Raw genomic sequence first — 23,790 nt, forward strand, 5'->3', positions numbered from 1 at the left:
AAGGGATTCAGGATGAAGAGAATCAAGGCCGCCCTCCTCACGGCTGCTGTCGTTGCGGGTATGACCGTGGCAGCCACCCCGGCGCAGGCGACCAGCTACTGCAACGTGGGTGGCGGCACCTTCATTTGCGAGTACGCCATGAGCACCACGACGCTCCCCGACGGCACGAAGCAGGAATTCGGGATCGGCACCGACCGGGCCGTGTGGACGCGCTGGACGAACTCCTCCGGGGGTTGGACCTCGTGGACGTCCATGGGCGGAGAGTGGTACAGCGCGGCCGCCATCCGCACGCAGGAGGTGTACCCCTACCTCTTCTGCCTCGTCGCCAAGGGATCCGACGGCTGGTTGTGGGCAGACTGCCGTGACAACGGGGGCAACTGGACCGGCTGGTCCCACCTTCCCGACCCGTCCTGAGCCGAGCGGGCGCCGGACGCACATCAGCGCCCCGGTCCCGAGACCTTGCGTCGCAGTGGCCGAGGCGCCGTGCAGGTCACGGGGCGACTGACACGGCTTCGCCGGATCGGTAGGTTTTCCACCAGGCGGGGGCAGAACGCTGACGGGCGGTGATCGTCCGCGCGTTCTTCCTGACCTGTACCGATCCGGCCCGGCTCACCGCCCGCCGTCGCCTCTCCCGGCAGGAGCAACGAAGTGCAGCAGCTCACGTACGACGACATCAAGGCCGCCACCGACCGGATCAGCGGGCACGTCCGCCCGGTCGCCGTCGCTCCCGTCGCCCCGGGAACGATCCGTACGGCGCACGGCGGTTCCCCCGAGGAGCGCGCCGAGGAGCCCTGCGAGGTCTGGTTCGCCCTGGAGTTCATGCAGCACACCGGGTCCTTCAAGGCGCGCGGCGCGCAGAACTTCATCCAGGCCCACCGCGAGGCCGGAACCCTGCCGGACGCGGGGGTGACCATCGCCTCCGGCGGCAACGCCGGGCTGGCCTGCGCGTGGGCCGCCCGGCAGCAGGGCGTGCGGGCCACGGTGTTCCTGCCGACCGTCGCCCCGGCGGTGAAGGTGGCCAAGCTCCGTGAGTTCGGGGCGGACGTGCGGGTGGTCGGCACGGAGTACGCCGAGGCGCTCGAAGCGTGCGAGGAGTTCGCCCTCCGGTCCGGCGCGCTCGCCGCGCACGCCTACGACCACCCGCTGATCGCCGCCGGGGCGGGCACTCTGCTGGGGGAGATCCACGCCCGGATCCCCGGTCTGGACACCGTGGTGGTCTCGGTCGGCGGCGGCGGCCTGTTCGCCGGTGTCGCCACCGCCGCCCAGCACCACGGAATCCGCACGGTCGCCGTCGAGCCGGAGGACTGCCGGGCGCTGAACGCCGCCATCGAGGCCGGTCGGCCGGTCGACGTGCCCGTCGACTCGGTCGCCATCGATGCCCTCGGCGCCCGCCGCGCCACCCCCTTGGCCCTGCACGCAGCACGCCAGGACGACGTCCGCTCCGTCCTCGTACCGGACGGCGAAATCGTCCGTGCCCGCCAGGAGTTGTGGGACCACCATCGCGTCGCCGTCGAGCACGCCGCCGCCACCGCGCTGGCCGCACTCACCGCTCCGGACCTTCCGAACGGGTCGCCGGCCCCGGGCCACGGCTACCGGCCGCGCAGTGGTGAGCGCATCGCCGTCGTGCTGTGCGGGGCGAACACCGACCCGAGCGACCTGGTACACCCGCAGACCGGTTGTCCCACCGGTGCCGATCTGTCGGGCTGACACTGCCTGGCGCGTTCGGGCACAGGCCCCTTGGCGGCCGGGGTCGCCCTCGTGGAACCGGTCCGTCGCAGGAACGTCGGGACACCCCCCACGTTAGTCACCAAACGTGACGGCAATGCATATGGCGTTGACGTCGACAGTTTCACTCTGTCACCTCGACCCGCCTTGAGTGTCATGCCTCTCCGCCGCCCACGCCCCCAAAGCCTGCACTTTTACCTCCTCCTGGGCGCAGAGGGCGCATTCGCCCGACAGTATGTGCCCCTGCACGCCCGCCGATTCCATTACGGAAAGTAATTCATCGTCTGCTAGTTCTGTGTGCAGAGCGTGACTGCCACATATGCGAGTCGCGCCACCCAGTGGTGCGAAGAACGTTCGGTCGCCCAGTGGTGCGAAGAACAGCAAAGCAGACCAGGAAGAGGTACGGCATGTCTGTCGAGACGAGTGCGCCTCCGGCGGCGAACGCTGAGGAACAGACGGAGCAGCAGCAGAGCCTGAGCACTCAGGCCGCCCGGACTCTGGCGACGACCACGAAGTCCGAGCCCCAGATGCAGGGCATCAGCTCGCGGTGGCTGACCCGGATGCTCCCGTGGGTGAATGTGCCGGGCGGCGCGTACCGGGTCAACCGGCGCCTGTCGTTCACGGTCGGCGACGGGCGCGTGAGCTTCATCCAGTCCGGCGCCAAGGTGAAGGTCGTCCCGGAGGAACTGGGTGAACTGCCGCTGCTGCGCGGCTTCTCGGACGGTGACGCGCTGGGCGCGCTGGCCGAGAAGTTCGTACAGAAGGAGTACGAGCCGGGCCAGGTCGTCATCGAGGCGGGCCGCAAGGCCGACCACGTCTACCTGATCGCGCACGGCAAGGTCGAGAAGATCGGCAAGGGGCCGTACGGGGCGGAGACGGTCCTCGGCCTGATGGCCGACGGAGACGTCTTCGGTGGCCACGTGCTGGGCAACGGAAGCAGCAAGTGGGGATTCACCGCCCGCGCGGCGACCGCCACCACGGTCCTCGCCCTGCCGCACAGCGCCTACAAGGCGGTCGCCGACCGGTACACGCACCTGCGCGAGCACGTACGGGCGGCCGGCTCCGACGGGCACAGGCCGGTGAACAGGGCCGGTGAGGCCGACATCGTGCTGGCCGCCGGTCACACGGGGGAGCCGGCGCTGCCGACCACCTTCGCCGACTACGAACTGGACCCGCGCGAGTACGAGCTGGATGTGGCGCAGACCGTACTGAAGGTGCACACGCGGGTCGCCGACCTCTACAACAAGCCGATGAACCAGACCGAGCAGCAGTTGCGGCTCACGGTCGAGGCGCTGCGGGAGCGGCAGGAATACGAGCTGGTCAACAACAGGGACTTCGGCATGCTGCACAACGCCGAATACGACCAGCGGATCTCCACGTTCTCCGGGCCGCCGACCCCGGACGACCTGGACGAGCTGCTGAGCATGCGCCGCGGCACCCGCTGCCTGTTCGCACACCCCAAGGCGATTGCCGCCTTCGGCCGGGAGTGCAACAAGCGAGGCATCTACTTCAGCGGGGTGGAGATCAACGGGAACCATCTGCCCGCGTGGCGGGGGGTGCCGCTGCTGCCGTGCGGCAAGATCCCGGTCACCAAGCAGGGCACGTCCTCGATCATCGCCATGCGCACCGGCCAGGACGACCAAGGCGTCATCGGCCTGTACCAGACCGGGATCCCGGACGAGATCGAGCCGGGTCTGAACGTGCGGTTCATGGGCATCGACGAGAAGGCGATCATCTCGTACCTGGTCAGCACCTACTACTCCGCAGCGGTGCTGGTGCCCGACGCTCTGGGCGTCCTGGAGAACGTCGAGGTCGCGCGCCTGAACGGGAGCTGACCGCGGTGTCGCTCATCGCCCGGGTGGCCGCGCCGGCGGCCGCCCACACCACGGCGGGACTGATCTCCGCCCTGCTGTCCAACCCGCGGCGACCCGCCCGCGGCGACCTGTTCGCCCCGTCCCGCCCCACAGGCGATTCCGGCCGACTCCCGACGGGCCCGACCGGGCTGGGCTCGTCGGCGGCCCGGGTCCCCGTGCGTCGCCTCGGGACCGTCCCGGCCGCCGCGGTGCCGAGCTCGACCGTACGGGAGCGCGGCCTCAGCCTCCCGGACGGGCCGACCGGCCTCGGCTCCTCGGCCGTACACATCATCGGGCGCCCGCCGGGCCCCGTCGGCACACCCGCCCCTGTCGGCACACCAGGCCCCGTCGGCACACCACGAGGGCCCGTGCTGCACTGCCCGCCCGCCGTACGTGACGACCCCGCCCTGGGCCAAGAGGTCAATGAACGGCTCGTCGCGTGGGCCGGGGAGGTCGGTATCTACCCCGGCCAGCTCGACCGGGTCCGCTCCTGCGACTTCGGACGGCTCATCATGCTGGCCCACCCGGAGACGGACGACCCCGACCGGCTGCTCGCGGCAGCCAAATGCGCGCTGTCCGAGTGGTCGGTCGACGATCACTACGTCGACGGCGAGGCCGAAGAGGCACGCCCCGAACTGCTGGGCCAGCGCCTCGCGATCGCCCACTCGGTGATCGACCAGGCGCACCTTCCCGAGGCGTACGCGCCCCAGCTGGAAGAGGTCGTCGGCAAGGACCCGGTGATGGTCGCGCTCCGTTCCGGCCTCGACAACCTCGCCCACTACGCCACGGCCTCACAAGTCCGGCGACTCCGCCACGAGTTGGCCATCATGTTCGTGGCATACAACCAGGAAGCCGTCTGGCACACCACCGAACAGACCCCGCCGGTCTGGGAGTTCCTGATGCACCGGCACGAGAACAGCTTCGTGCCGTGCATGGCGCTCGTCGACGCGGTCGCCGGTTACGAGCTCCCCCCGGCCGAGTTCGCCGATCCCCGGGTGCGCCGTGCGTTCACCATGGCCGGATCCGCCAGCGTCATCGTCAACGACCTCTACTCCATGGGCAAGGAGGATCCGACCGACTTCAGCCTGCCGCGGCTGATCGCCCTGGAGGAGCAGTGCTCGCTCGACGAAGCCGTCGAGCGCACGGTCGCGATCCACGACGAACTGATGCACACCTACGAGGCCGAGGCGGCGGCGCTGGCCGTCACCGGTTCTCCCGCACTGGCCCGGTTCCTGGCCGGTCTGTGGGCCTGGCTGGGCGGCAGCCGTGAATGGCACGCGGGCAGCGCCCGCTACCACGCGCCCGCCGGCCCGGCCTGACACCGCCGGCCCCTCCCCCACAACACGAGTAAGGACCCCCCATGTCGAAGATCGGCACCACGATGGAGAACCTCGCCATGCGCGACGTGCTGCGCACCGATTACCAGAAGTCGGTGGCGGACTACTGGAACAAGGAGAAGGACCCCGTCAACATCCGGCTCGGCGAGGTCGACGGCCTCTACCACCACCACTACGGTCTCGGCGCATACGACCGCTCCGTCCTGGAGGGTCCGGCCGAGACCCGGGACCAGCGCATCATCGAGGAACTCCACCGTCTGGAGACGGCCCAGGCCGACGTCCTGCTCGACCACCTCGGCGCCATCGCCCCCGGCGACCACCTGCTGGACGCCGGCTCCGGCCGGGGCGGCACCAGCTTCATGGCCAACGCGCGCTTCGGCTGCCACATGGACGGCGTGAGCATCTCCGAACAGCAGGTTGCCTTCGCCAACAAGCAGGCCGAGAAGCGGGGTGTCGCCGACAAGGTCCGCTTCCACTTCCGCAACATGCTGGACACCCGTCTCGACACCGGCTCGCGCCGCGCGATCTGGACCAACGAGACCACCATGTACGTGGACCTGAACGAGCTCTTCGGCGAGTTCTCGCGGCTGCTGGAGTACGGCGGCCGCTACGTCTGCATCACCGGCTGCTCCAACGACGTCACCGGCCTGCGCTCCAAGGCGGTCAGCCGCATCGACGAGCACTACACGTGCAACATCCACCCGCGCGGCGACTACTTCAAGGCGCTCGCCGCCAACAACCTCGTACCCATCCAGGTGGTCGACCTGACCCCGGACACCATTCCGTACTGGGAACTGCGCGCCGAGTCCTCCGTGGCCACCGGCATCGAAGACCCCTTCCTCACCGCCTACAAGGAAGGCAGCTTCCACTACCTCCTCATCGTCGCCGACCGCATCTGACCCGAAGGCGGACGACGGATCCCCCGCCGTACCGGCCGCCGGGGGCGGCGACACGGTCGGCGGGAGCCGCCCCGTCGCCCACGATCGGTGCCGCGTGTGCGGGGCGTGCCCGGGACTCCGGACGCGCCCCGCACACATGTGGGGCGCACCCGGAGTCCCGGGCACGCCCCACACAGACAACGCGCGGTGCCGCGCATCGCGTCGCGTCAGCGGTCGCGACGCTCGCGTATGTCGTCCGCAGCGTCCTGGACCCGGCCGCGGCCCTGCTGCGACGTCTTCGAGGTCCGCTCGGACGCGCCCTGCGCCCGCTCGCGGCCCTGGCTCCGAGCCTCGCCGCGGCCCTCGTGGCCCTCGTGGCCCTCGCGGCCCTGGCTCCGAGCCCCGCCGCGGCCCTCGTGGCCCTCGCGGCCCTCGTTCGCCTTCTTCTTCGCCTGGTCGGCGAGCTCCTGCGCCTTGTCCTTGAACTGGTCTGCGATACCCATGCTGTTCACTCCTAGTGGGTGCGTGGGGGACGGTCCGTAAGGACCTCGACCAGAGTTACACGCCCCGACATCCACCGCATTTCGATCACTTACGCTGCGTACGCACCGCCCTCGCGTCCTGGTCCGCGGCGCCTCCGGCGCCCACGAGTCCCCTGCTCACGCCCTCCAGCCGCGCCCCGAACCTCCGCATCTCCCGCTGGCCGACGACCCCGATCACGGCGGGGAGGTAGCCCCGTACGGACTGCATCCCGCGCAGCCACCACTGCGCGTACACATGCGCGGACCGCCGCTCGATACCGGCCACGATCCGGTCGACCGCCGGACCCAGCGGATAGGTGCGGTTCGACGGCCAGGGCAGCCGCTGCCGCAGTTCCCGCATGACGTCGTCCTGGTCGGCGCCCCGCACCATGTCGGTGTCGGTCCAGGACAGGTAGCCGACCCCGACCTTCACCCCGCGGTAGCCGACCTCGGCCCGCAGGCTGTGCGCGAACGCCTCCACGCCCGACTTGGACGCGCAGTACGCGGTCATCATCGGCGCCGGCGTCAGCGCCGCGAGCGAGGCGATCTGCAGGAAGTACCCGCGGCTCTCCATGAGCACCGGCAGGAACGCCCGCCCCGTCACCGCCCCGCCGATCAGATTGACCTCGATGACCCGCCGCCACTCGTCCGGGTCGGAGTCGACGAACAGACCGCCGGACGCGACTCCGGCGTTGGCGACGACGACGTCGACCTTGCCGAACCGCTGCTTGACCTCCTCGGCGACGCGCGCCATCGCCGCGTGGTCCGTGACGTCCGCGTACCAGTGGTCGCTCTCCGCGTGCAGCCGCTCGGAGACCTTCTTCAGCTCGTCCGGCTCCAGGCCGACCAGCGCGAGCTTCGCACCGCGCGCCGAGAGCTTGCGCGCCAGCAGTTCACCCACGCCGCGCGCCGCTCCCGTGACGACGACGACCTGTCCTTCGAGACTCCGCCAGTCACTCATGCGACCTCCTCCTTCTCCGCCGTACCGTCCGTACCGTCCGTACCGTCCGCACTGCCCGTACCGCCCGTACCGCCCGCGCCATCCGCACGGCCCGCGCCGCCCGCCGGGACGTACGCGGCGACGAGCTCGCGGATCTTCGCGGTGACCGCCTCCGGCGCCTCCACCGGTGTCATGTGCCCCATGCCCGCCAGTTCGGTGACGCCCAGGCAGTCGGGGAGCGCCGCCGCGAGGGCACGGGCGTGCACGAGCGGCGTCAGCCGGTCCTCCGTACCCGCGATCACCGCGGTGGGCACCCGCAACTCCCGTACGCCCGCGTCGAGATCGAGCTCCGCGAGGACGTGGCCCCAGGCGACCCTGGCCGTCCGCGGGCACGCGTGCACGATCCGGGCGCAGGTCTCGACCCGTTCCGGGGCCGAACCCGCCCCCATCGTGCCGTACTTGAGCATCCGCCTGGAGACCGGTGTGACCGGCCCGAGCGGGGCCCGCGACCCGAGGAGCGCGCGGGTCGCCCGGGTCCGGACCGCCCCGGCCCGCAGCGGCACCACCAGCGACTCGTCGATCAGCCGCGAACTTCCGGTGCTGCACAGCAGGACGGCGGCCGCGTGCGCGCGCAGCCCGGCCCGCCGCGAGGCGGCCATCATCGTCATGCCCCCCATGGAGTGACCGGCGAGCACGGCCCGCTCACCCGGTTCGAGGGTGGCGGCCAGCACCGCTTCGAGGTCGTCGGCGAGGGCGTCCGTGCTGTACCCCTCGCGGCCGACCGCGGGCGAACGGCCGTGGCCCCGCTGGTCGTAGACGACGACCCGGTGGTCCGCCGCCAGGTCCCGGACCTGCGCGGCCCAGAAGTGGGTGCTGCACGTCCAGCCGTGCGACAGGACCACCGCGGGGGCGCCGTCCCGCCCGTGCACCTCGACATGGATCCGGGCGCCGTCCGCGGAGAGCGCGGTAAGTTCGCGCGCCGGGACCGGCGGGGCGTCGTACCGCCGCAGCAGCCGGCTCATCCCACGACCTCCTCGGCGACGGGCCGCCCGGGGGCGGCGGCCCGCTTCGGTATCCGCACGACCTCGTACTCCGCGAGGTCGACCGACCGCGTCGCCTTGCGGAATTCGGCGGTGGTGCCCGGCCAGACGGTGGTGTTGCGGCCGTTGGCGTCCAGGTACCAGCTGGTGCAGCCGCCGGTGTTCCACACGGTGCGCTTCATCCGCTCCTGGACGCGGCGGTTCCACGCGCCGACCGCCGAGGGGCGCGCGTCGAGTGCGACGCGGCCGCCCAGCACGTTCAACTGACGCAGGTAGTCGGCCATGTAGTTCAGCTGGGACTCGATCATCAGGATCATCGAGGAGTTCCCGAGCCCCGTGTTGGGGCCGATGATCGTCATCCAGTTGGGGAATCCGGCCGCGCCGGCGCCGCGCAGCGACTGCATGCCGTCCTTCCAGGACTCGGCGAGCGTGATGCCTTCCGCGCCCACCACCCGGTCGGCGATCGGCATGTCGGTCACATGGAAGCCGGTGCCGAAGACGATGGCGTCGACCTCGGCCTCCGTACCGTCAGAGGCGACGACCGTGGAGCCGCGCACCTCGGCCAGACCGGAGGCGACCACATCCACATTGGGCTGGGCGAGCGCCGGGTAGTAGGCGCTGGAGAGCAGGATGCGCTTGCAGCCGATGCGGTACGAGGGGGTCAGCTTGGCGCGCAGCGCCGGGTCCTTGATGGACCGGGCCATGTGGGACTTGGCTATCTTCTCGACCAGGCCCAGTTCGTCGGGGCGCTTGGTGAAGGCGCTGACCTGCAACTCCCTTATGCCCCAGAGCAGTCCGCGGCGCGCCGTGCCGGTGATGGGGAGCGTGCGGTGCAGCCAGCGCTCGGCGCCGCTGATCCTGCGGTCCATGCGGGGCATGACCCAGGGCGGGGTGCGCTGGAAGAGGGTCAGCCTGCCGGCCTTCGGCTGGATCGCGGGGACGATCTGGATGGCGGAGGCGCCGGTGCCGATCATCGCGACGCGCTTGCCGGTCAGGTCGTAGTCGTGGTCCCAGCGGGCCGAGTGGAAGACCTTGCCGGGGAAGCTGTCGAGACCGGGGATGTCCGGCGTCTTCGGGTCGGAGAGCGGGCCGGTCGCGGAGACGACGACATCGGCGGTGAACGTGGCCCCGTTGCCGGTCCCGATGACCCAGTGCAGCGCGTCGCGGTCCCAACTCATCCTCATGACTTCATGGTTGAGCCTGATGTGCGGGCGCAGCCCGAAGGTGTCCGCGACGTGCTCCAGGTAGGCGCGGATGTGCCCCTGCCCGGAGAAGGTGCGCGGCCACTCGGGGTTGGGCGCGAACGAGAACGAGTAGAGGTGGGACGGTACGTCACAGGCGCAGCCCGGGTAGCTGTTGTCGCGCCAGGTGCCGCCGACGGAGCCGGCCCGCTCCAGGACGACGAAGTCCGTGATGCCTTCGCGGCGCAGCCGGACCGCGGCCCCGAGGCCCCCGAATCCGGATCCGATCACCGCCACTCGTACGTGCTCGTGCTGGGCCATGCTGCCGCCTCCCGCGGTACGTCACACGACTCTGCCAGCAATCGCTGGCATTGTTGGGAGGGTAGAGCAGCCCCGTACCGATGGGTAGGGGTGCGACGAGGGAAAGTTACCGACGGTACGACATAGGGTGCGGGTGTGGCTGAAGGACGCGAGCACCGCGAATACCGGATGGAGGAGCTGGCCGAGGAGGCCGGCATCCCCGTACGGACCGTGCGCTTCTACCGGGAGCGCGGCCTGATCTCGCCGCCCCGCCGCGAGGGGCGCATCGCCTGGTACGACGACCACCACCTGGCCCGGCTACGCACCATCGCGGGCCTGCTGGAGCGCGGCCACACCCTGACCGGCATCGCCGATCTCGCCCGCACCTTCGAGAGCGGGCGCGACGTCGCCGAGGTGCTGGGCCTGGGCGGGCCGACCGAGGAGACCCCGGTCCGCCTCACCCCCGAACAGCTCGCGGACCACTTCGAGGGCGAGGTCACCCCGGAGAACCTGGCCGCCGCCCTCGACCTGGGCTATCTGGCCACCGACGGCGACGAGATCGTCCACATCAGCCGCCGCCTCCTGGAGGTCTCGGCGGAGCTGGTACGGGAAGGGGTGCCGCTCGCGACGGTGCTCTCGACCGGCCGCCGCGTCCGCGAGCACGCGGACGCGCTCGCCGAACTCTTCGTGAGTGTCCTCGAAGCCCACAGCGACGAAGATGCCCGCGGCGGCGAACCCGAACCGCCCCAACTCCGCCCGCTGGCCCGCGCGGTGATGGACGCCGAGCTCTCCATGGCCCTGGACCGCCGCCTGCGCCACGGGGGCACCGCCCGCCCGCCGGCCCCCTGACGGAGCGGGCCCCGGGCTCCGCACCCCCGGAGACCTACAGGTCGAAGACCACCGTCACCGGTGCGTGGTCGCTCCACCGCTCGCCGTGCGTCGCGGCCCGCTCGACCCAGCCCTTCACCGCACGGGCGGCCAGCCCCGGCGTCGCCACCTGGTAGTCGATCCGCCAGCCCGTGTCGTTGTCGAAGGCCCGCCCGCGATAGGACCACCACGAGTACGGCCCTTCCTCCTCCGGATGCAACGCCCGCACGACATCGACGTACGCGGCCTCGTCGAAGACCCGGGTCAGCCACTCCCGCTCCTCGGGGAGGAAGCCGGAGTTCTTCTTGTTGCCCCTCCAGTTCTTCAGGTCGGCCTCCTGGTGGGCGATGTTCCAGTCGCCGCAGACCACGACCTCCCGGCCGTCCGCCGCGGCCCGTGCCCGCAGGCCCTTCAGATACGGGAGGAACGCGGCCATGAACCGTTCCTTCTCCTCCTGCTTCTCCGTGCCGACCTCACCGGAGGGCAGATACAGGCTCGCGACCGTGACACCGGGCAGGTCGACCTCGATGTAACGGCCGCTCGCATCGAACTCCGCGGCCCCGGCGTCCCCGAAGCCGCCGAACCCGATCTGCACGCGCTCCGGCGCACGCCGGGTGTAGAGGGAGACCCCGGCCCGCCCCTTGGCGGCGGCCGGAGCGTGCACGGTGTGCCAGCCCTCGGGGTCGCCCACCCCGGCGGGCAGCTGCTGCGGCTCGGCCCGCACTTCCTGCAGGCAGATCACATCGGCTTCGGTCCGGGCCAGCCACTCGACGAAGCCCTTCTTGGCCGCAGCGCGGAGCCCGTTTACATTGACGGTGGTCACTGTGTACAAAACATGCTCCTGCGGTATGTACGTTTCTGCTGGGCTACTCGGTGGCCTCAGCCTCAGCCTCGACCCACGGGTCAGGCTCCCATACCGGGTGTACCTCGATGGCCGCCTCGCTGTCGGTGCGAACCAGCGCTACCCGGCGTACCAACTGCCTGAGCAGGGCGTTCTTTTCGCTGTCGTGCGCGTCTTCCCAGATACCCACCAGCTCCATTACTACCGGCGCGTAGTCGGCGCGGTGCGGCGTCGACTCGACCGCGGCGGCACGCTCCATAGCTGCGGTGTTTACCGATTGCTGCTGCCGGATTCGGTCGCGGGCCGCCTCATATTCGCCCGGCCCGTAGTCTTCCGGGTTCATGGCCCGATCGGTGCGCAGGTTGGTCTGCTCGGTCATGCGCTCGCCCCGATGGCGGTGAGCAGGTCGGCGGTCTGCGAGCAGAGCTGTTCAGCGGTGCCCCAGACGGCGGCGCAGCCGTGGGCGGCCTGGAACGCCTGGTTGGCCTCTTCCGGGCTAAGCCCGGCGCGGTCCGCGGCGGCAAACATGGCCTCGCGGGCTCGGGCGGTTTCCGCAACGAGCACGGCATCCGACGGCGTCGCCTCGGCGGCCTGCTGCTGCTCGGGCGCCTTGGCTCCGGGCTTCGTCGACACGGACGGGTCCGCCCTGGCCGCCGCGGTGTCGGCGACGGCCACGACGTTGTCTGTGGCAACCACCGTCGGACGGGTGTGGACCACCGATTCGGCAGAAATGCCGTTCGATGTCCGGCTCGGCGGCGAAGTCGTCACCGTGCACAGCATCAGCGGGGCAACGTCCCCGCAGACGTTCACGGTCACCCGCGCCGTCAACGGCATCGCGAAGGCCCACTCCTCCGGTACGGATGTTCGTCTCGCCGTCCCCACCATCGTCGCCCTGTAGGAGGCACCCATGGCTGTACCGGCCCCCCTGTGGCAGCCCGGCATGCGGATCACCGCCGGACGCCTGGCCGCGAAGGACTACCAGGCGGGCATTGTCACCGTGTCGTTCACGAATTTGACCAGCTACACACAGCGGGTCGACTTCCCTGTCCCCTTCCCCGTGGCGCCGATCATGGCCGCCGAGATTGCATCCGGGTCCGGGACCACCGGCCGTTTCGAGGCCCGCCCGATCAACGTCGGGCAGACCGGGTTCACGTTGTTCGTCTTGCTGACGGACTCGGCGGAGGGCCCTGATACCTGGACGGGCATCCCAGTGCACTGGACGGCCATGGTTCCGGCCTGACCCCGCCCCCACTCGTACGCCCCGCGCCGACCGGCCGGGGCCTTTTTCATGTCTGGAGACACCCATGGCAACACCCCTGTCCGCGTCCGCCGTCCTCACTGCCCTGCGCGCCGAGGGCGTGACCGTGGTTGAGGTCGGCAACTGGCGGACGCACAACCGCAACACGAAGGGCGCGTGGGGGCCGCTGAACGGCTCGATCGTGCACCACACCGTGACGAAGGGCACCGCATCCACGGTCGCCATGGTCCGTGACGGATACACAGCTCTGCCGGGCCCTCTGTGCCACGGGATGATCGCGAAGGACGGCCGGGTGCACATGGTCGGCTGGGGCCGGACGAACCACGCCGGGGGCGGTGACGCGCACGTCCTGGACCAGGTCATCACCGAGTCCTACGGCACCCACCCGACCCCGCCCACGAAGGGCAACGCGAACGGAACCGACGGCAACGCCCGGTTCTACGGGTGGGAGTGCGAGAACCTGGGTGACGGCAAGGCCCCCTGGCCCAAGGTGCAGTACGACGCGATCGTGCGTGTCCAGGCCGCCCTGTGCCGCGCGCACGGGTGGTCGGCGAAGTCCGTGATCGGCCACCTGGAGTGGTCGAGCGACAAGGTCGACCCGCGCGGCTTCACCATGGCCGACCTCCGGGCCAGTGTCGCCGAGCGGCTGAAGCACCCCGCCAGCTGGTCACCCAGCACCAGCAGCCCCGTACCCGCTCCGCCGAAGGAGAAGCCCGTGGCGAGCACCGACAGCAAGGTCACCGCCCTGCACACCAACCTCCTCTCCATCGGAGAGATCGGCACCACCGCCAAGGGCACCTCGTCCGGCCGAGTCGAGCACGGCGCCGGGTACTACCTCGCCCACATCCTCAACGAAGTCCGCCAGCTCCGCGCGGACGTCGCCGATCTGAAGAAGGAGAAGTGACCATGGCCGCACCCATCGAAGCGAAGGTCAAGGCGTCGACCGCAGCAACGTTCGGCGTGGGCGTTGCTATCGCCGTACTGAACGACGTGGCCGCCGACAGCTCGCTCCTCGGCCCGCTGCCGTCGTGGCTTCAGGCGCCGCTCCTCGCCCTGGTCCCGGCCGGGCTGACGTGGCTGGCCGGGTACCAGGCCAGGCACAGCCCGCGCCGCCCGACCAACGCCTGATGTAAGTGGAGTAGCACGTGCCTGATGAGCCGACTCTCGGCGAGGTGATGCGCCGACTCGAAGATGTCCGCACCGACCTCAAGGACGACTTCCGGGAGCTGGGGCTCAGGCTCGACAGCAAGGTCTCCCTGGAGCGCTATCAACTCGAACAGGTGGCGCGCGACGACGCGCTGAAGCTCCTCGTGGAGCGGGTGTGTGGCATCGAGGAGGCGCGCGAGCAGGCGGCCCAGAACCGCCGGGACGAGGATCAGCGTGCCTCAGACCGGCGGGCCGCGGACCGGCGCCTCATCTTCACCGCTCTGATCGCACCGGTCCTGCTGCTGATCCTGACCGTGTACCTGAATGCGCAGGGGGCGGGGGGATGAGGCGACACGAGAGCGCGGGCGCCGAACGGCGGCGGGCCGCAGGCGGAACGTGGGGCACGCGGCGTGCCGTCACGACGCTGCGCGACGCAGGCGTGTCGTCCGTCGGCCCGCTGCCGTCGGCCGAGCCGACACCTGACAGCTACGTCGGCTGCGTGCGGCAGGGGACTGAGCGCGGGGAGCGGGGCTTGCGAGGCATGGGGGATCCCCCGGAACTACCAACAGTGATGGCACGGGTACGTAACGTCATGGGAAGATCCGTGCAGGTCGGCAGCGTGCCGGACCGGTGAGGAGACGACATGCCCGAGTACACGCCCAACGCCAAGGGACCGGCCCCATTCCAGGGCACGCCCGGAGCCGCTGAGCCTGCCCTCATCCCGTCCACCGAGGTCAGGCCCGAGGACATCGGGAAGCTGTCCATCGAGTACCGCGACGAACAGCCCGTGATCGTCGTCAGCGGAGGAAAGTACATTCCGGCGCACATCCCTGCCATCGACAAGTCCGGAACCGCTAAGTTCGCCCAAGGCCAACCTGCAAGCTCTCTAGCGGAATGGAAACCGGACATCTCAGCCGGTTGGTACTACCTCGGTCCGGCGGCGATGAACAGGGGCTGATCCTTTTAGACCTGTTACTCAGGCGACAGGGTGGTTGGACGTCGCCACCCTGCCGGGCACGCCACCCCGAACTCGGTTGCCGCACCCATGGCACGGAACTTGGACGTTGCTGTCTATGTCCTCGCCACCGAGGGGCAGCGGACGCACATGGTCCACGTCCGCGCTGTCCGCTGCCAAGCCCCACTTCATGCTGCTTCGTACCGGTGGGCCCAGCCTCCCTGAAGAGGTCAGCGGACGTCGAACGAGTGGGCCTGGTAGTTGTTGGCGGGGGCGCAGTCGTTCAAAACGGCGATGGTGGGCGTGGCGGTGGAGGACAGTTGCTGCATGCACTTGTTGTAGGCCAGGTTGCGCAGCAGGTGCCGGTTGGGCTTGCTGGAGTCCGCCAAAGTGAAGGTCTGCTCTTCCCACCGGGGATCGCACGGACGCTGCTGTAGGGCATCCGCGGTGCTGCCGCTCATAGCGGTGACGCACATGTCGCTGTTGAGATTGCGCAGCAGGAAGGTGGTGCTGGTGACCGGGTCGATGGCCCACTTCTGGGCCAAGGCGTCGGTGTCAGTCTGGTACTGGAGCTGGGCAGCGCCGACCGTCGAGTTGCTGGCGACGCCGAGGACGAGACCGCTGGCCCAGGCGCGAACCTTGGTGCCGCTCAACGGCCCCGTCGCATCGGCGGTGCCCACCCCGAGAACGGTCGTAGTCAGGACGGCGGCGGCCATGACGCAGGCAGATCGAATGCGCATGAAGGACTCCTCTACTTCGAAGCGATCGCACTTCGCGTTCAACTGAACACGTAGCGTTGCGAACGTACTGCATCGCCCCGGGTTGCCATCGCCAACGCACCGCGACGATGGAGTGTGTCGACTCACCCACTCAGGCAGTCCCCAGCAGCGGCAATCGCCGCTCATGACAACGCCCCCTGCCCGGCTTCGGCCGGCTCAGGGGGCGGTTTCGTGCGTCCGAGGTCAGGCCCCCAGTACATCCATGAGGTGGTCATCGAGGTCGGCGACGAAGTCCTCCCGGCGCCACGGCCGCAGCTCTACCCTGGCCCGCCGAAGACGGATCGCAGGTACCCGGCCACCAGTCGTTGCCGCCGCGAGCACGCACTCGTGCAGCAGCTCAGCGGCCGACTGCGGATCACCCATCCGGATCCGGGCCAGCGCCTGGTCGGTCGTCACGATCGCCCGCTGTACCTGCTCCCGAGGAGCGACAAGGGCGGCCGCGGCATCGGCGAACTGGTCATGTGCGTGCGCCGGGTCGCCGATGTACAGCTCACACACTCCCTCGAATCCGCGCAGATGCCCGGCCGAGAAGCTGCTGCCCGATGGGTCGCCGTCGCCCTGGTCCTCGATGTCGTACCACGCTAGCCCGAGGGCCGCCTGCGCCTGCCGCTCCAGTCCTGCCCGCGCTGCGACTTCGGCCTGCAGCGCGTGCGCCCGCGCCCTGACTCGGACACTGTCGCCCGTACGCGCTGCCCGCACCGCCTGGTCGACGAGCTGCCGGGCATCGGCGAGGTCCGGTGACGAGTAGAGCGTGACGAGCGCGTGGCTCATGTGCACGGACGCCCGCCTCCACGCATCCCCAAGCTCCTCGGCCTGCGTGGTCGCCGCTGCGTACAGGGCGCGCGATGCCTCGTCGTCGCGGTTCTCGAATGCCAATCTCCCGGCCAAGACGCAGGCTGCGACGGCGACTGTCCGCACCTGATCGGCAACCGGGCCGGGCAGCGGCCCCTCCTGCAGGGACCGGCATGCGTCGAGAACTGGTGCGAGGAGGAGTTGCAGGCGCACCATCGGCACGGCGCCAACCTGCGAGTTGACGTCGGCGACGACCGCGGCGAGTACGGTCGCTGTCTCTTCTGTTGCCCGGCTCGGATCCGCCAGCGCGACCGACAGCTCCGACTGCGCAGACGGGTCGAGCAGAGAAAGCATGCCGCCGGTGTCCGTGGCCGTACGGATGAGCGCGGTACGCAGGGCGGCGACCCGGGTCTCGCTCTCTCCGAGATCGAGCAGTGCCCCGAGAAGCTCGGCGAGATCGGACCCAGCTCCGACCGCCATCTGACCGGCCGGGGTACGGCCATACAGGTGCGCGAGCAGGAGCTGATACCGGCCGTCAGGCAGCGTCGGCGCAGCGGACTCCCAGCGGGCGACAGACCGTTGCACGCTCGCCACTGCGGGCAGGCGCGGGTGACGGAGGTCAGCAGCGATATGCGTCAGCCCACGCGCGACGTCGGCCAAGGACCACCCGCGGCGATGCCGTAGGCGTTTCAGCGTCGCCGCCCCCGCGGTCTGGGTACCCATGCCGCCATGGTGACGCAGCCCGAGACCGCCTGCGGGCTACACCGGCACAATCAGTCGCGGCTTCCCCTGCTCTGCCGTGTAAGTGATCGTCTGCCATGTGCCGGTAGACGGCTCGGTGGCGTGGGGAAACCCGATGGTCATCGACGTCCGGTCGACCATCCACTGGTTCCGCGCATGGTAGGCCGGGGCCCGCAGCTCGGCCGCGCCAAGCTCCACGACGTCCTTGATCTGGTCCCTCGCACGGGCGACCGCCTGTCGTGCCTCGGCCGGCTGCTGGTCGAGGGTGCCCGGCACCACGATCGTGATGGTGGCGCTTGTCTGGCCCGCGAGCCACAGCAGGGTGAGCGAATCAACACCCTTCGCGCCGCCGATGTAAAAGTGCCCGCCGGGTGCAAATGGCGCGAGGTACTGCTCGAAAATGCTGCGGTACTCGTCGAGGGGGCGATGCCCCGTTTCCCGGGTTCCCGTGATCGCCACCGTGCGCATGATCAACTCCGTGTCATAGGTTGTCATATCCCTCCCGCCCGTCGCAGTTGAGATGGTCAAGGCATGGACGCCACCGACCTACACAGCCTGGCGGGGCACCTGCGTGAGTACGATCTGCAGGTAGTCGCCCTTGAGCCCGAGATGCGGCTGCACGCCACGAACCCCCTGCACGGTCTCCTCACCAAGGAAATTGTCGCCGCGAACGGGCACTACGTCACCAGCTTCAAATACGAGATCGGCGAGCAGGGGCACGAGAAGGAGTGCGCCCAGCGCATTGCTCAGCTCCTCGCCGCCCCAACCTCAGTACACCAAGGGGCAGCTGCGACGCCTCGCTCCTGGACGCCGGTGACCGACGCAGCAGGCTGGTGTGACTGGCACGAGGGCCCGTCCAGGACTGCAGTCCTGATCGACGTTGTCGGGGAGGACTCAGGGCCCGCGGCCCCGCGGTACGCATGCGCGCCGTGCCGGGAGCAGCGCGGCCTCCGACCGGACGACGGCGGGCAGTCGTGACCGCGCCGACGTCAGCGCCGGTCCGCTCGCCCGGTGACGAGGCGTACCGCACCCTGGTGGGCCACACCTACGGGTGCGCGGCCTGCCGCTGCTCGCCTTGCCCGACCGCGGTCCGCCTCACCCGCGCCTGGCGGGAGGCGCGCCGATGATGTGTGACCGCTGCGACCAGCCCATGACCTCTGAGGAGTCGAAGGTGTACGAGGTGGCCGGTGCGACCGGCCCCGGCATCACGATCCACGTGCACGAGCGACCGTGCGCGCTGCCCGCCTGCGCACAGCCGCGGACGTATCCGGCCCGCAGCTCGTGAGCCCCGAGGAGCACGAGGCGGCATGGGATACGCGCCTGGCCCGGATGGAGGCCGCGTGGGGCTCCCCGGTCAGCGCCCTCTGCGTCGCCGCTGATCGGTTCGACGACCCGCCGCTGCACCAGGAGTGCCGAAAGATCGGCTGCACCTGCACCTGCCACACCCCCTGACCCCCGCCCGCGGCTGTGACATCGCGCCGACCAGCCGCGGGCGGGCTCCCGCCCATACCCGAGGCCGGCGGCGGCCGGGGTACGGGTGGCCATTCAGATCCGCCATCACGCAAGGACACGCATGGGCATCGTGGTTCACTGACGGAGTGGTGGCGTCCGGTTGCAAGCCGTAAGCGTCGATGCGTAGGGCCCCGCAGGTGCATGCGGGGCCCTACTGCGTTTCGGCAAGTCAGGAGCAAAGCGTTTTGCACACGATGTCGGTGGTCACAGTGAGCATTCCGGTACGATACCGACACTCACCATCCGCATACATGTACCATGTTCCGCATGAATATCCACCCCCGCCCCTTCGACCACCCCGATGCCGTCAGACTCAACGCCCAGGTCCAGCTCGAATACGCGGCCCGGTACGGCGACGACGAGGGCGATGTCACACCGCTCGACGCCTCGATGTTCGAGCCGCCGAACGGCCTGTACCTCCTCGCCTACGACGCACAGGGCCGCCCCGTCGCCACCGGAGGCTGGCGCTCCCAGGACCGGAACGACCAGGGCTACTCCGACGGCGACGCCGAGCTCAAGCGGATGTTCGTGATACCCGAGGGCCGTGGCAACGGGCTGGCGCGCCGCATCCTGGCCGCCCTGGAAGCGGACGCGCGGGCGGCGGGCCGCAGCCGGATGGTGCTGGAGACCGGGGACCAGCAGCCCGAGGCCATCGCGCTGTACACCTCCAGCGGCTACACCCTGTGCCGGAAGTTCGGCCACTACCGCACGTACGAGAGCAGCCGCTGCTTCGCGAAGCCGCTGCGGTAGCGGACCCGGACGCTCCCGGGTCCCGGACGGCTCTCAGCGCACCCGCCCGGCACCCGCGTATCAGCGCACCCGCCCGACGCCCACGTAGAAACCGCTGCGCTCCTGCGCCGGCGCGGGCTCCTCCTGGTACCACTCCGGGGCGTACACCAACCCGGGCTCGACGAGGTCCAGGCCGTCGAAGAAGGGCTCGACCTCGCTCCGGGTGCGCATCCGCAGCGGGATGGCCCCCTTCTTGTACGCGGTCTCGGTCTCCTGCCGCAGCTCCGGATGCTGATCGGCCGTGCCGTGCGAGAGCACCAGGAAGCTGCCCACGGGCAGGGCGTCGACCAGGGTGCGGGTGATGCCGTACGGATCCTGGTCGTCGGGCAGGAAGTGCATCAGGGCGATCAGGGACAGTGCGACCGGCCTGCTGAAGTCCAGCAGCTCACGGGCGCGTTCGAGGATGGCCAGCGGCTCGCGCACATCCGCGTGGAGGTAGTCGGTGACCCCTTCCGGGCTGCTGATCAGCAGCGCTTCCGCGTGGCGCAGGACGATCGGGTCGTTGTCCGCGTAGACGACCCGGGCGGTCGGCGTGATCGCCTGGACGACCTGGTGCAGATTGGGCGCCGTGGGGATGCCGGTGCCGATGTCGAGGAACTGGTCGACCCCGCCCCGCGCCAGCCAGGCGGAGGCCCGGTGCATGAACGCCCGGTTCCGCGCCGCGTTGCCCCGCGCCTCCCCGGGCAGCTTCTCCCCCACCTGCTGGTCGACCGGGTAGTTGTCCTTGCCGCCCAGGAGCCAGTCGTAGACGCGCGCGGGGTGGGGCTTGCTGGTGTCGATCTGTGGCTTGGGCATTCCGGCCGTCACAGGACCCTCCTCCGTACGGGGAAATCACGAGCAGCTGAGAACTCCGCCCGACAGGGGAACACCCCCGGCAGGACCCGTCGAAACGGGTGGGCGCCACCAGCGTAGTTGGCCCCGCCGACACCGCCGGGCGCCGGGCGCCCCGGGAGCCGCGGCAGCCGTGGACGACCGCCCCGCGGCCCCGCCCGGCACCGCCTTCCGTCACGGGCCGCCGTCGGGCGGCGGTGCGCCGCCGTCGTCGGGCAGCATCACCAGGCGTACGGCCATCTGGCGTGAGCCCGGCGGGTGTTCGCCCGGCTCGCTCGCGTACTTGTGCACCAGCGCCTGGTACTCCTCGGCGAACGAGGCGACCTGTTCCTTCGTCATCCGCAGCCCGGCGCGGTAGATCTGGTTCCAGCCCGCCCCCGCGTCGTACCCGGCGTACGCCCGCACGACCAGGTTCAGGTCATGGGTCATCTTGAGCACGCCGATCTTCACGGCGGCCTCGCGTTCGTCCGGCGTCATCTCCAGACCGGGCGGCGTGTAGATGTTCGTCATGAGCGACTTCCACCAGCGCTCCCGCCCGGTGGAACGCTCCTCGATCTCCGCGATCAGATCGAGGTCGGCGAGCTTGCGCAGGTGATAACTGGTGGTGCCGGTGGACTCGCCGAGGGCCTTGGCGACGCTGGTGGAGTTTGCCGCGCCGTGCTCGCCTAGGTAGCTCAGGATGTCGCGGCGCACCGGGTTGGACAGCGCCTTGTGGAAGGCCTTGAGGTCCGGACCGGTGAGCACTCTCTTCTCGGGACGCTCGACCATGGCGGCCAGCATACTGCCGAGATTCTCTGCAATCACCGCAGAGACTGTTTGCAGAATATCTCTGCAATAGCTACGTTGTCCGGGAGGCGCCGCCGGGCGCCGGGAATCACGGGGGCCGAGATGCGAAGAGACCTGACCGGCAGAAGGCTGCCGCCGACAGCCGGGACGGCAGCAGGACCACAGCCTTCCGGACGGCAGCCTTCCGGACGGCAGCTTCCCGGGCGGCGGCAGCCGGATCGGCCGGGGCGGCCACTCATGTCCGACTCGCTGGATGCCCGGCTGCGGGACGAGATCGACGACCAGGTCGCGGAGGCGTTCGACGCCTACCTCTCCGACCGCCTGACCGAGCCGGGACCGCTGCGCGCCTCCCTGACCGTGGGGCGCGGCGCCCGGGTGGTGCTGGGCACGGTCGCACTCGGCACCCTCGCAACAGCGCTCGCACCGCCCGGCATTGCCGCCGTCTGCTGGATCTGGGGTGCGATCGCGGCGGTCGACATCGTCTGGCTGCGGGCCGCCCGCCGTCGCTGACGGCCCGTGAGACCCCGCCCCCGCACGGGCTCGTCACGGAGAACGGACCGAAACGAACGGAGAACGAACCCCAACGACAAAATCCCGCCCGATCTTTCGATCGGACGGGATCTTGTGTGTGCGGTGGACCTGTGGGGATTTGAACCCCAGACCCCCTCGATGCGAACGAGGTGCGCTACCAGACTGCGCCACAGGCCCTTGCAACGAGTGAAACTCTAGCACCCCCACGGGGGTGCTCGGAAATCCGGTCCTTGCTGGTCAGCCGAGCCGGCCTCGCCGCAGGGGCCGAAGGGCTCACTCGTTGGCGGCACGGGGGCGTTCCCCGTCCTCGTACTGGTCGAAGAGCGGCGTCCGGCCACGGTCGCGGGTGCGGCGGGACTGGTTGGTGCGCTGGCGCGGCGCCGGATCGACGGGAGGCGCCGCGGGGTGCGAGGTGCCTGTCGGGGTGGGCTCGGCGGTGCTGGAGCGGGCCGCGCTCCAGGTCTCCGGGTTGCCGACCTCGACGCCGCCCGTGGCGCGCGGGGCGACCGGAGCGGTGACGTACGTCGGCAGCGGGACCGGGACCGGCTCCCAGCTGTCGCCCTGCGCCCGGCCGCGTTCGCGCTGCTGGTCGACCCACTCCGCGTGGTCCGTCTGCTCGACCAGGGCGCGGCGGCCGGCCTCCTGCGGGGAGACCGCGGGGGCGGGCTCGGGCTCGGGGTGGCGCGCTTCGGGCTCCTCGTCGGCCTCGGCGGGCGCCGACGCGGCCGGCTGATGCCTGCGGGGACGGTTCTCGCGCAGATGCTGCGCCGCCACCTCGGCCCGCCGCCGGTCCATGGTGAAGGCGAACCGGCGTCGCTCCTGGGACCGCAGGTGCACGATGTACGCGCTCAGCAGCACCGCCGGAACCGCGGGCGCCCACAGGAAGCCGAGGCCGCCGACCGCCGCGACGACCGCACCGAGGGTGAAGGCGAGGAAGAGGACGACGGTGGTGCGCCGACGGCGCGCCAGGACCTGGAGGCGCTGGGCGCGCCGCACGCGCTCGGCGTCCGCCCCGCCGGAGCGCGGGCGCGCGCGCCGCGCGGAACCGGCCGCGGGTTCGGGACGCTCCCGGTCCGCGCGCTCGGGCGTCCGTACCGGGTCGTGCATCCGGGCCTCGGTATGCGCCGGAGGCGCGGCGAAGGCCCGGACGTCCACGGAATCCAATCGGTCCGTGGCGACGTCCGGGTCGGCGTCGGGCCCCGCCTCCTCTGCGGTGCGCCCCCGCAACTCCTTGGCATACCGGCGCTCCATCGCCGCCCGTCCGGACAGCAGCCGGATGGCGGTGCTGAAGCGTTCCGTCGGACGGGCTTCGTTGAGCTCGTCCTGCCTGCGGAGCCACATCGGCACCAAGTAGGCGGCCCAGGCCCCGACGATGACTGCGTAGATGAGGCCGCTGCTGCTCACGTCTCACACCGTAGAGGGGTTTGCACGGCGGCATCCGCCAATTGGCCCGGTGTGTCGCACGATCCGGCTGATCTCAAGGACTTTTTTTGTGATTGTTCAGACCGGCAGTGCGTGTTTGCGCGTCTGTTTGCGGTCATATGCCGACCGATATCGAACATTTATTTTATTTTCCGTGGTGTTCCGGGTCGTGCCCGGTGCCAGCGCCGGAGCAGCCCGTCGGGCACTTCCTCCGCGGTGAGCGCGTAGATCAGATGGTCCCGCCACGCGCCGTCGATGTGGAGATAGCGCGGACGCAGACCTTCCTCGCGGAATCCCAGTTTCTCAACGACCCTTCTGCTGGGCCCGTTCTCCGGCCGGATGCACACCTCGATGCGGTGCAGCCCGACCCTTTGGAAGCAGTGGTCGACCGCGAGGGCGACCGCGGTCGGCATCACACCGCGGCCCGCCACGTCCTGGTCGACCCAGTAGCCGACGTGGCCCGAGCACATCGAGCCCCAGGTAATCCCGGCGACCGTCAGCTGGCCGACCAGGCGGCCCTCGTACTCGATGGCGAAGGGCAGCATCCGGCCCGCGTTGGCCTCGGAGCGCAGATGCCGGACCATCTGACGGTAGGTGGGGCGCTGGGCCACCGGGCCGCCCGGGGCGGGCGGCGGCACGGTCGCCTCCCAGGGGCGCAGCCAGTCGCGGTTGCGCCGGTTGACCTCGCGCCACATGCGCTGGTCGCGCAGTTTCACCGGACGGAGGGTGACCCCTCCGTCCGTGAGGACCACCGGCCAGGTCGGG

The 23,790-nt window shown here is 70.3% G+C and carries 31 protein-coding genes and 1 tRNA gene; 16 read left to right on the top strand and 16 right to left on the bottom strand.

Features of this window, described 5'->3' with window-relative positions; genetic code table 11:
* Positions 1 to 12: 12 nt before the first annotated feature.
* The 5 genes from ACFVT1_RS16490 (at position 13) to ACFVT1_RS16510 (ending at position 5,814) form a co-directional block, all read left to right on the top strand.
* Positions 13 to 414, top strand: a complete 402-nt coding sequence (locus tag ACFVT1_RS16490) for a hypothetical protein (RefSeq protein WP_389795753.1) — start codon at positions 13 to 15, stop codon at positions 412 to 414.
* A gap of 234 nt (positions 415 to 648) precedes the next feature.
* Positions 649 to 1,707: a threonine/serine dehydratase gene (locus ACFVT1_RS16495; RefSeq protein WP_389795755.1), complete on the top strand. Its 1,059-nt coding sequence runs from the start codon at positions 649 to 651 to the stop codon at positions 1,705 to 1,707.
* 425 nt (positions 1,708 to 2,132) lie between these two features.
* The gene (locus tag ACFVT1_RS16500) at positions 2,133 to 3,560 is read left to right on the top strand and encodes a family 2B encapsulin nanocompartment shell protein (RefSeq protein WP_389795756.1); all 1,428 of its coding nucleotides are present in this window, start codon (positions 2,133 to 2,135) and stop codon (positions 3,558 to 3,560) included.
* A 5-nt stretch (positions 3,561 to 3,565) separates the two neighbouring features.
* Complete coding sequence (locus tag ACFVT1_RS16505; RefSeq protein ID WP_389795758.1) at positions 3,566 to 4,897, top strand: family 2 encapsulin nanocompartment cargo protein terpene cyclase; 1,332 nt, start codon at positions 3,566 to 3,568, stop codon at positions 4,895 to 4,897.
* Between the two features lie 41 nt (positions 4,898 to 4,938).
* A complete protein-coding gene (locus tag ACFVT1_RS16510; protein ID WP_389795759.1) occupies positions 4,939 to 5,814 on the top strand; it encodes a geranyl diphosphate 2-C-methyltransferase in 876 nt (291 codons plus the stop codon).
* Positions 5,815 to 6,020: 206 nt separating this feature from the next.
* On the opposite strand, the gene ACFVT1_RS16515 is transcribed toward ACFVT1_RS16510, so the two are convergent.
* The 4 genes from ACFVT1_RS16515 to ACFVT1_RS16530 form a co-directional block, all read right to left on the bottom strand.
* Positions 6,021 to 6,296: a hypothetical protein gene (locus tag ACFVT1_RS16515; RefSeq protein ID WP_389795760.1), complete on the bottom strand. Its 276-nt coding sequence runs from the start codon at positions 6,294 to 6,296 to the stop codon at positions 6,021 to 6,023.
* 85 nt (positions 6,297 to 6,381) lie between these two features.
* Positions 6,382 to 7,275: an SDR family oxidoreductase gene (locus ACFVT1_RS16520; protein WP_389795762.1), complete on the bottom strand. Its 894-nt coding sequence runs from the start codon at positions 7,273 to 7,275 to the stop codon at positions 6,382 to 6,384.
* Entirely contained in the window at positions 7,272 to 8,276 is a 1,005-nt protein-coding gene (locus ACFVT1_RS16525; protein WP_389795763.1) for an alpha/beta fold hydrolase, read from the bottom strand. The genes ACFVT1_RS16520 and ACFVT1_RS16525 overlap by 4 nt, the downstream gene beginning before the upstream one ends.
* Positions 8,273 to 9,796: a flavin-containing monooxygenase gene (locus ACFVT1_RS16530; protein WP_389795765.1), complete on the bottom strand. Its 1,524-nt coding sequence runs from the start codon at positions 9,794 to 9,796 to the stop codon at positions 8,273 to 8,275. The genes ACFVT1_RS16525 and ACFVT1_RS16530 overlap by 4 nt, the downstream gene beginning before the upstream one ends.
* 168 nt (positions 9,797 to 9,964) lie before the next feature.
* Between ACFVT1_RS16530 and ACFVT1_RS16535 the strand changes: the two genes are divergently transcribed.
* Positions 9,965 to 10,624 (top strand): MerR family transcriptional regulator, encoded by a 660-nt coding sequence (locus ACFVT1_RS16535; protein WP_389796191.1) that lies wholly within the window; start codon positions 9,965 to 9,967, stop codon positions 10,622 to 10,624.
* A gap of 34 nt (positions 10,625 to 10,658) precedes the next feature.
* On the opposite strand, the gene ACFVT1_RS16540 is transcribed toward ACFVT1_RS16535, so the two are convergent.
* Genes ACFVT1_RS16540 through ACFVT1_RS16550 form a run of 3 tightly spaced genes read right to left on the bottom strand, consistent with a single transcriptional unit; the run spans position 10,659 to position 12,179 of the window.
* Complete coding sequence (locus ACFVT1_RS16540; RefSeq protein ID WP_389795767.1) at positions 10,659 to 11,474, bottom strand: exodeoxyribonuclease III; 816 nt, start codon at positions 11,472 to 11,474, stop codon at positions 10,659 to 10,661.
* A gap of 34 nt (positions 11,475 to 11,508) precedes the next feature.
* Positions 11,509 to 11,862, bottom strand: a complete 354-nt coding sequence (locus tag ACFVT1_RS16545; RefSeq protein ID WP_389795768.1) for a hypothetical protein — start codon at positions 11,860 to 11,862, stop codon at positions 11,509 to 11,511.
* The gene (locus tag ACFVT1_RS16550) at positions 11,859 to 12,179 is read right to left on the bottom strand and encodes a hypothetical protein (protein ID WP_389795770.1); all 321 of its coding nucleotides are present in this window, start codon (positions 12,177 to 12,179) and stop codon (positions 11,859 to 11,861) included. Before ACFVT1_RS16550 ends, ACFVT1_RS16545 begins: the two co-directional genes overlap by 4 nt.
* On the opposite strand from ACFVT1_RS16550, the gene ACFVT1_RS16555 reads away from it, so the two are divergent.
* The 6 genes from ACFVT1_RS16555 to ACFVT1_RS16580 all read left to right on the top strand — a co-directional run bounded on the left by ACFVT1_RS16555 (position 12,169) and on the right by ACFVT1_RS16580 (position 14,845).
* The gene (locus tag ACFVT1_RS16555) at positions 12,169 to 12,381 is read left to right on the top strand and encodes a hypothetical protein (protein WP_389795772.1); all 213 of its coding nucleotides are present in this window, start codon (positions 12,169 to 12,171) and stop codon (positions 12,379 to 12,381) included. The genes ACFVT1_RS16550 and ACFVT1_RS16555 overlap by 11 nt on opposite strands.
* Positions 12,382 to 12,390: 9 nt before the next feature.
* The gene (locus tag ACFVT1_RS16560; protein WP_389795774.1) at positions 12,391 to 12,723 is read left to right on the top strand and encodes a hypothetical protein; all 333 of its coding nucleotides are present in this window, start codon (positions 12,391 to 12,393) and stop codon (positions 12,721 to 12,723) included.
* Positions 12,724 to 12,787: 64 nt separating this feature from the next.
* The gene (locus ACFVT1_RS16565) at positions 12,788 to 13,645 is read left to right on the top strand and encodes an N-acetylmuramoyl-L-alanine amidase (protein WP_389795775.1); all 858 of its coding nucleotides are present in this window, start codon (positions 12,788 to 12,790) and stop codon (positions 13,643 to 13,645) included.
* 2 nt (positions 13,646 to 13,647) lie between these two features.
* On the top strand, positions 13,648 to 13,869 hold the full coding sequence (locus ACFVT1_RS16570; RefSeq protein ID WP_389795777.1) for a holin: 222 nt from the start codon (positions 13,648 to 13,650) through the stop codon (positions 13,867 to 13,869).
* 17 nt (positions 13,870 to 13,886) lie between these two features.
* Complete coding sequence (locus tag ACFVT1_RS16575; RefSeq protein WP_389795779.1) at positions 13,887 to 14,234, top strand: hypothetical protein; 348 nt, start codon at positions 13,887 to 13,889, stop codon at positions 14,232 to 14,234.
* A 296-nt stretch (positions 14,235 to 14,530) separates the two neighbouring features.
* Positions 14,531 to 14,845, top strand: coding sequence for a hypothetical protein (locus ACFVT1_RS16580; protein WP_389795781.1), 315 nt, complete (start codon positions 14,531 to 14,533; stop codon positions 14,843 to 14,845).
* A 14-nt stretch (positions 14,846 to 14,859) separates the two neighbouring features.
* Here ACFVT1_RS16580 and ACFVT1_RS16585 read toward each other — a convergent pair whose 3' ends face one another.
* The 4 genes from ACFVT1_RS16585 to ACFVT1_RS16600 all read right to left on the bottom strand — a co-directional run bounded on the left by ACFVT1_RS16585 (position 14,860) and on the right by ACFVT1_RS16600 (position 17,649).
* Positions 14,860 to 14,934, bottom strand: a complete 75-nt coding sequence (locus ACFVT1_RS16585) for a hypothetical protein (RefSeq protein ID WP_389796193.1) — start codon at positions 14,932 to 14,934, stop codon at positions 14,860 to 14,862.
* A 138-nt stretch (positions 14,935 to 15,072) separates the two neighbouring features.
* On the bottom strand, positions 15,073 to 15,582 hold the full coding sequence (locus tag ACFVT1_RS16590; protein WP_389795783.1) for an RICIN domain-containing protein: 510 nt from the start codon (positions 15,580 to 15,582) through the stop codon (positions 15,073 to 15,075).
* Positions 15,583 to 15,804: 222 nt separating this feature from the next.
* Positions 15,805 to 17,073 (bottom strand): hypothetical protein, encoded by a 1,269-nt coding sequence (locus ACFVT1_RS16595; protein ID WP_389795785.1) that lies wholly within the window; start codon positions 17,071 to 17,073, stop codon positions 15,805 to 15,807.
* Between the two features lie 99 nt (positions 17,074 to 17,172).
* Complete coding sequence (locus ACFVT1_RS16600; RefSeq protein WP_389795786.1) at positions 17,173 to 17,649, bottom strand: hypothetical protein; 477 nt, start codon at positions 17,647 to 17,649, stop codon at positions 17,173 to 17,175.
* A gap of 36 nt (positions 17,650 to 17,685) precedes the next feature.
* Between ACFVT1_RS16600 and ACFVT1_RS16605 the strand changes: the two genes are divergently transcribed.
* The 3 genes from ACFVT1_RS16605 to ACFVT1_RS16615 all read left to right on the top strand — a co-directional run bounded on the left by ACFVT1_RS16605 (position 17,686) and on the right by ACFVT1_RS16615 (position 19,416).
* Positions 17,686 to 18,132 carry a hypothetical protein gene (locus ACFVT1_RS16605; protein WP_389795788.1) on the top strand — a complete coding sequence of 149 codons (447 nt, stop codon included), beginning with the start codon at positions 17,686 to 17,688 and terminating at the stop codon, positions 18,130 to 18,132.
* Between the two features lie 252 nt (positions 18,133 to 18,384).
* Positions 18,385 to 18,606, top strand: a complete 222-nt coding sequence (locus ACFVT1_RS16610; protein ID WP_389795789.1) for a hypothetical protein — start codon at positions 18,385 to 18,387, stop codon at positions 18,604 to 18,606.
* Positions 18,607 to 18,933: 327 nt separating this feature from the next.
* Complete coding sequence (locus ACFVT1_RS16615; RefSeq protein WP_389795790.1) at positions 18,934 to 19,416, top strand: GNAT family N-acetyltransferase; 483 nt, start codon at positions 18,934 to 18,936, stop codon at positions 19,414 to 19,416.
* Positions 19,417 to 19,476: 60 nt separating this feature from the next.
* On the opposite strand, the gene ACFVT1_RS16620 is transcribed toward ACFVT1_RS16615, so the two are convergent.
* Both ACFVT1_RS16620 and ACFVT1_RS16625 read right to left on the bottom strand, forming a co-directional pair.
* On the bottom strand, positions 19,477 to 20,262 hold the full coding sequence (locus ACFVT1_RS16620) for an SAM-dependent methyltransferase (RefSeq protein ID WP_389795792.1): 786 nt from the start codon (positions 20,260 to 20,262) through the stop codon (positions 19,477 to 19,479).
* Positions 20,263 to 20,460: 198 nt separating this feature from the next.
* Positions 20,461 to 21,090 carry a helix-turn-helix domain-containing protein gene (locus ACFVT1_RS16625; protein ID WP_389795794.1) on the bottom strand — a complete coding sequence of 210 codons (630 nt, stop codon included), beginning with the start codon at positions 21,088 to 21,090 and terminating at the stop codon, positions 20,461 to 20,463.
* 219 nt (positions 21,091 to 21,309) lie between these two features.
* Between ACFVT1_RS16625 and ACFVT1_RS16630 the strand changes: the two genes are divergently transcribed.
* Entirely contained in the window at positions 21,310 to 21,582 is a 273-nt protein-coding gene (locus tag ACFVT1_RS16630; RefSeq protein ID WP_389795796.1) for a hypothetical protein, read from the top strand.
* Between the two features lie 124 nt (positions 21,583 to 21,706).
* Here the strand turns inward: ACFVT1_RS16630 and ACFVT1_RS16635 are convergent.
* From ACFVT1_RS16635 to ACFVT1_RS16645, 3 genes are all read right to left on the bottom strand, one after another.
* Positions 21,707 to 21,780, bottom strand: a tRNA-Ala gene (locus ACFVT1_RS16635).
* A 96-nt stretch (positions 21,781 to 21,876) separates the two neighbouring features.
* The gene (gene glpR / locus ACFVT1_RS16640) at positions 21,877 to 23,007 is read right to left on the bottom strand and encodes a gephyrin-like molybdotransferase receptor GlpR (RefSeq protein ID WP_389795798.1); all 1,131 of its coding nucleotides are present in this window, start codon (positions 23,005 to 23,007) and stop codon (positions 21,877 to 21,879) included.
* A 158-nt stretch (positions 23,008 to 23,165) separates the two neighbouring features.
* Positions 23,166 to 23,777 (bottom strand): GNAT family N-acetyltransferase, encoded by a 612-nt coding sequence (locus ACFVT1_RS16645; protein WP_389795800.1) that lies wholly within the window; start codon positions 23,775 to 23,777, stop codon positions 23,166 to 23,168.
* Positions 23,778 to 23,790: the final 13 nt, after the last annotated feature.

Origin of the sequence: Streptomyces sp. NPDC057963, from assembly GCF_042887155.1 — a bacterium.
GTDB lineage: Bacteria > Actinomycetota > Actinomycetes > Streptomycetales > Streptomycetaceae > Streptomyces.